Origin of the sequence: Rhodomicrobium udaipurense JA643 (assembly GCF_000636015.1) — a bacterium.
In the GTDB taxonomy this organism is placed as follows: Bacteria; Pseudomonadota; Alphaproteobacteria; order Rhizobiales; family Rhodomicrobiaceae; genus Rhodomicrobium; species Rhodomicrobium udaipurense.
The window spans coordinates 1-658 of record NZ_JFZJ01000245.1 but is presented as its reverse complement, the minus strand read 5'-3'; the positions used below and the strand labels follow the sequence as shown (position 1 = coordinate 658).

Here is a 658-nt window from a genome sequence, read left to right as displayed (position 1 = left end):
TGTCAACCGACATCCGGAACTGCCCCCTTGGCGACACGAAGAACTGCCCCGTCATTGATCAGTCCTTTGTGTGAGGCTTGGGTTCTGTCGCAGCGGTCTTCTGCAGAAGACCGCTGCGACGCTTTTCCTTGAGGCGATAGCTGTCGCCGCGGATGGTGATAACGTGGCTGTGATGGAGCATGCGGTCGAGGATCGCGGTCGCCACGACCGGATCGCCGAACACGGCGTCCCATTCGCCGACGCTGCGGTTGGACGTGATCAGCATCGCTCCCTTTTCGTAGCGGCGCGAGACAAGCTGGAAGAACAGATGCGCCGCAGAGGGCTCGAACGGCAGGTAGCCCAGTTCGTCCACGATCAGGAGCTTCGGTTTGGCGAAGTGCGTGAGCCGATCCTCGAGGCGGCCTTCCACATGCGCCCTGGCGAGTTGCGCCACCAGCGCCGTCGCCGGCATGAAGAGCGCGGCGTAACCCGCCAGAATGGCCTCGCGTCCGAGCGCGATGGCAAGATGGGTCTTGCCCACACCGGGCGGCCCGAGCAGCAGCACATTCTCGCCGTTCGCGATCCAGCGTCCAGCCGCGAGATCGCGCACTTGTCTGGCGTCGACGGAGGGCTGCGCCCTGAAGTCGAAGCCTGTGAGGTCCCGGACCATCGGGAAGTG

1 protein-coding gene is annotated in these 658 nt (G+C 64.3%); it reads right to left on the bottom strand.

Going from position 1 to position 658, the window contains the following annotated elements:
- Positions 1 to 58: 58 nt before the first annotated feature.
- Positions 59 to 658: IS21-like element helper ATPase IstB (gene istB, locus T281_RS17175; RefSeq protein WP_037242603.1), on the bottom strand; the 600-nt coding region annotated here is incomplete at its 5' end.